Genomic DNA, 4,837 nt, shown 5'->3' with positions numbered 1-4,837 from the left:
TCGATGGTGATCGGCAGGTCAGGGTCGATCACGGCAGCGCTGGCGAACGGCGCCAGCGTCAGCGTGAGGGCGGCGGCGCCCGCAAGGGCCACCCCGCGACGCAAAATCTTGCTCATGCGAGCAAACCTCCTATTTGAAATGAATATCAGCGTGCTCCGGTGCCTTGGGGGCGGGACAGTTGGTGTAAACGCAGCCGCGCATTCGCTGCACCAGCTCCCTCGGGGAGTACGTCCCAGACTCTAAGGCTTTCGCCATGGGTCTGCAACCTGTCTCGACCAATGGGCTGCTACTTCTACAGTCCACGTTGAGGTGCGCGACGCCGACGGACGTGCTTGTGGCGCCCATGGTAGGCGCGACGGAGCGGCGTCACGCACCTGGTCAGCTGTCACGGGTGAGCGAATACCGCCAGAGCTGAGACGGAGCCCTCGGCGCGTTCACCCGCTTCGTCACGTCCTGGGCAGGTCTTCGCAGGGGGTGCCGTCTCCGTCGTCATCAAGGTGATAGAAATCGCCGAATCCCTTTCCGACCCAGTAGTCGTAAAAGTCCTGTGCCTGGCGCTGGGTTTGGAACTGCGAACAGGTGATGGTCACGGCGGGTGGGACGTCGCCGCCGGGGGTGGGGACACCCGGGGTCGGGTTCGGCGTGGGCGTCGGGACCGGGGCCGGCGCGCCGGGCAGTCCCGCGCATCCTCGGGCAGCCGTCGTCAGCGCGGCGTCATTCACCGAACCACTTCCACCCAGAGCCACCACATGGCTCGGGTTGAGACGGTCGATCTCCCGGCAAACCGAGGGCGACACGGCCGAGTTCGAAACGAGCAGAACGGGTCCGCCTCGCAGTGCAGCCAGGCTCGCACCGGACAGCGCGTCCGGATACTGCATTCCGTTGGCGAGGAAGACCGTGTCGGCCTGCCCGAACGCGTGGGCGGAGACGGCCGCCGACGTCTCGTAGCGATCGCTCCCGGCCAGCCGGTACCCGTCGATCACCGAGTTCTCCAGGATCTGCCCCAAGACGGCGTCGCTGATCGCGCTCTCGCCCCCCACCACCATGAGCCGCTTGGCATCGAGGCGCTCGAGTGCGGCGTCCGTCACCGGCGGCAGGTTGTTCTTCGCGGTCAGCAGCACGGGTGCACCCAGATGGCCGCCGGCGGCGGAGGCGGGAAGGGCGTCCGGGAAGTTCTCCCCCGACGCCACGTAGGCGTTGCCGATTGCGACGTCGAAGTACTGGCGCGAGACGAGAGCGGCGGTGTCGTACCGGTCGACGCCGGCGATACGGCGCACGTCGGGCGCGTACGCCCCGAGGGCCTTCACGACCGCGTCGCTCACGGCGACAGCCCCTCCGACCACGACGATGTGCTGCGGATCGAGACGGTCGAGCTCGGCAGCGATGGTGCCGGGCAGACCCTGGGTGCGGGTGAGCAGCACGGGTGCCCGCAGCTTGCCGGCCGCCGGGCCCACGGCGAGGGCGTCCGGGTGGTTCTGGCCGCTGACGACGAAGACGGTGTCGACCCCCGGTGCGAACCCCGCCTGCGAGATCAGCGCGCTGGTCTCGTAGCGGTCGGTGCCGCCGATGCGACTGACGGAGACTTCCGCGGAAACCGCCGGCTGGACCGAGGCGACCCCCCCTGCCAGCAAAGTCGCGGTGGCGACACCCGCGATCAACCGCCTCAATGTGCCCTTCTGCATTGCCTTGTCCTTCCCTGGTCGGAACACGTGGCTGCACGTCGGGGTACTCCCCAGGTGTGACGTTCTTGGCACCCCTGCGTGGCTACATCTCGGAGCCTAACAGCGATCCCGCCGCCACGGCAGGCGGGCGCAACGCATCTGTGGACAACCCGTCACCGACGCTCGCGCTGGCGCAACAGCGCCCAGGCGGCGACCCAGACGACGCACAAGACCGCGACCGCGACCAGCGACCAGGTCCAGCTGCTCAGCGCGGGTAGGGTCACGACCGCCGCCGCCACGGCGCCCCCCGCGATCAGGCTGACCGCGACCGCAAACAGCCACGCGTGCCCGTCACGCCGCCACACATGGACGAGTGCGGTGCCTCCGGTCGTGGCCACGCCGGCGAGATACGCGATCGCCACCCCGGCAACGCCCCAGACCGGCAGCAGCACAGCCATGAGGCCGAGGCCGACCACGAACCCGGCCCAGGACAGCCCGGCCGAGAAGCGGACGCCGCCGCGCCCCCGGACGTTGATCGAGTTGACCGCGGCCGTCACGACCGTGCCGAGCCACACGGCGAGCAGCAGGATGCGCAGCGGCAGCACGGCGGGGGCGAAGGCGTCGCGGTAGATCAGATGGGCGAGCGGCTCCGCCACGAGCGCCAGCGCGGCGAAGCCGGGGGTCATGACGAAGAACAACCCCCGGGTCGCGCGATCGGTGATGGCGCGGGTGGCCTCCGCATCACCACGCCCCTGCTGACGCGCCATTTCGGGGAACAGCGCCATCGACAGCGCCCGGGCCACCATGGACAGCGGCGTCGCCAGAGACACCGCCGCCGCGTACCAGCCCGCTTGATCGTCGCCCAGCACGGCCTTCGTCAGCACCATGGAGAGCTGCATGAGCCCGGTGGAGGCGATGGTGCCGGCCACGCCCCACGCCACGAACTGGTCCATCTCGCGGGCCAGCGCCGGCTCGCGTTCCCCCGACCGAGGGAGCCGGACCAGGACGCCGAGCGCGTAGAGACCGTTCCCCACGACCAAGGGGGCGAGCACCCAGCCGGGCGCGCCCACGACGAGCACCACCCCGAGCAGGCCGAGCGTGAGCGCCGCGTTGACGACCTCCCAGACCGTTGCCTCGCGCACCCGCGACCGACCGAAGCGCACGCCTCGGGCCACCTGGTAGCCGGCCAGCGCCAGCACGAGCGCACCGACCCAGGCGGCGTCGGCGAGGCCGAAGCCGAACAGGACCACCGAGACGGCCCCCGACACGGGCGCGAGCACGAGCGCCGCCTGCATCGCACGCACGACCAAGTGGCGTTCGGCGAAGTCAGCGGACGCCTCTCGCCCGGCCGAACGCTCGCGGGCGACGAACAGGGACGCCGACTGGCCCGCCGCCGACGGCCAGGCGAGACTCGCGGTGTTCGCCAACGACAACGCCCCGCGGACCGCCCCGAGCAGGGCGGGGCCGCCGGCGTTGCCGACGATCGCCGACAGGAGGAACTGCGCGCCCCCCGACATGAGGATGCCCACCGTGCTCCAGACGGCGTCGCGCCCGACGTGCGACGGGGCGTCCTCGGAGTCGTCAGCCATCGGCGGACCCGCCGTCGGCCCAGTCCTGCAGCGTCGCGGCGAACGCTCGGCCGTCGACGGTCCAGTCATGAGCGCTCGCCACGGCGTAGGCCCGGGCCGCGAGTCGCTCCCGTTCGGCACGATCGGCGTCCCACCGCCGCAGGACGACGGCGGCGGCGTCGACGTCGCCGAAGCCGACCACCGCCCCGGCGTCCGCCCGCTCGACGAGAGCGCGCGAGGCCGGGTTGGGCGTCGTGAGCGACGGCACCGCATGGGCCATGTACTCCATGACCTTGGTCGGTTCGGAATGGGCGTAGTTGGGCTCGTCGTGCAGGAGGCTCAGCCCGGCCAGGGCCCCGGGCAGGCGGGCCAGAGCGACATCGTTGGGCACGAAGCCCTGATAGTCGAGGTTGGGCAGTTCGGCCTCGGCCGCTCGCAGGGCTTCGGCCACGTCGGTCTTGGCGTTGCCCATGATCTCGAACCGGATCTCGGGCACGAGCCGGGCCAGGGCGATCAACTCCGCGGCCCCCCGCGGCCACGTGAGACTGCCGAGGTAGACCACGCGCGCGGGGCCGTCGGCGGGCCACGGCCCGCCCGGGGGTACGCGCACCGAGTTGGGCACGAACGGGTGCGGGCGGCGGAATCGCTCCAGGTAGGCCGACTCGGCGACGAGCAGCCGGAAGCTCCGCTCGGCGATCAGTTCGGCCGCGTGGATGAGCGCGGCGATCGGCGCCTTGAGCGGCCGCGGCAAAGGCAGCATGGCGACCTGGGCGGGAACATCCTCGTGGACGTCCCACACGGGGACCGGACGCCGCCCGCCCAGCCGGGCCGCCGCGAGGGCGGGCAGCAGTTCGGGGTCGTGGACGAGGACCACATCCTGACTGCGCCGCTCGCGCCGCACGAGGCGGACGGCGGCCGCCATGGCCGGGAGACGCTTCAGCGGACTACCCGACGACCGCGGCAGGTCGACCGTACGGACCCCCACCGGCGGCTCCTGCCCGAACGCCACGAACGGAGCGGCGTAGGTCACCTCATGGCCGTAGTCGCGCAACGCGGCGATCTCGCGGTGGAAGATGCGGGCGTCGGCGGGTGGGTGGGCGATCGTCATGACGAGGATCCGGGCCATCAGGGACGCCCTCCGTCCAACACGCGGGGGTAGAGGCCGAGCAGGCGGACCACGCCGGCGTCCGCGCCATGCTTGGCGGCGAGCCAGGCCGCGCCCTCCAGGCGGGCCGAAGCCGCGGCCGGATCCGCGAGGGCCTCGGCAGCAAGCGCGGCCACAGCCTCGGCGAGGGCGGCGATTTCCGCGGCAGCGAGCATCCGGACGCCGCCAGTGGCGGGGTCCTGCGGCGGCAGGACGTGGGCGTCCGCCAAAGCGGTGCCGCCGAGAACGGGCGGGACCGCCGCACCGCTCTCGACATACCACTCGCCTTGGAGCGGGGCGACCACGGGGACGCCGATGCCGAGCGCCTCGAGTTCGCTCGCGGCGAGCATGCCCGTGGGCTGGCCGACGACGACGTGGGCGCGGGCGAGGGCGGCGAGGAAGTCGGCGTGGGCCAGCCGAGGGAGCAAGGTGACGCCCGCGGCGCGCGCGGCCGCGGCGTCCGG

General features: G+C 72.0%; 4 protein-coding genes. All 4 read right to left on the bottom strand.

Annotated features, from left to right (window positions below):
- Positions 1–446 precede the first annotated feature (446 nt).
- Positions 447–1,682 (bottom strand): cell wall-binding repeat-containing protein, encoded by a 1,236-nt coding sequence (locus tag Q1K57_RS04440; protein WP_300079414.1) that lies wholly within the window; start codon positions 1,680–1,682, stop codon positions 447–449.
- Positions 1,683–1,834: 152 nt separating this feature from the next.
- Positions 1,835–3,250, bottom strand: coding sequence for an oligosaccharide flippase family protein (locus Q1K57_RS04435; RefSeq protein ID WP_300079412.1), 1,416 nt, complete (start codon positions 3,248–3,250; stop codon positions 1,835–1,837).
- Positions 3,243–4,355, bottom strand: coding sequence for a glycosyltransferase (locus Q1K57_RS04430; protein ID WP_300079410.1), 1,113 nt, complete (start codon positions 4,353–4,355; stop codon positions 3,243–3,245). The genes Q1K57_RS04435 and Q1K57_RS04430 overlap by 8 nt, the downstream gene beginning before the upstream one ends.
- A partial coding sequence (locus tag Q1K57_RS04425) for a hypothetical protein (protein ID WP_300079408.1) occupies positions 4,355–4,837 on the bottom strand: 483 nt, incomplete at its 5' end. The genes Q1K57_RS04425 and Q1K57_RS04430, both read right to left, overlap by 1 nt.

The sequence above is a fragment of the Propioniciclava sp. genome (assembly GCF_029977985.1).
GTDB lineage: Bacteria > Actinomycetota > Actinomycetes > Propionibacteriales > Propionibacteriaceae > Propioniciclava.
The sequence above is the reverse complement of the archived record's forward strand: the minus strand, read 5'-3'. Positions and strand labels throughout refer to the sequence as shown.

What these genes read in the sequence shown, in the direction of transcription:
- Q1K57_RS04435 (WP_300079412.1), bottom strand. Translation starts at nt 3,250, where the DNA reads ATGGCTGACGACTCCGAGGACGCCCCGTCGCACGTCGGGCGCGACGCC.
- Q1K57_RS04430 (WP_300079410.1), bottom strand. Translation starts at nt 4,355, where the DNA reads ATGGCCCGGATCCTCGTCATGACGATCGCCCACCCACCCGCCGACGCC.
- Q1K57_RS04440 (WP_300079414.1), bottom strand. Translation starts at nt 1,682, where the DNA reads ATGCAGAAGGGCACATTGAGGCGGTTGATCGCGGGTGTCGCCACCGCG.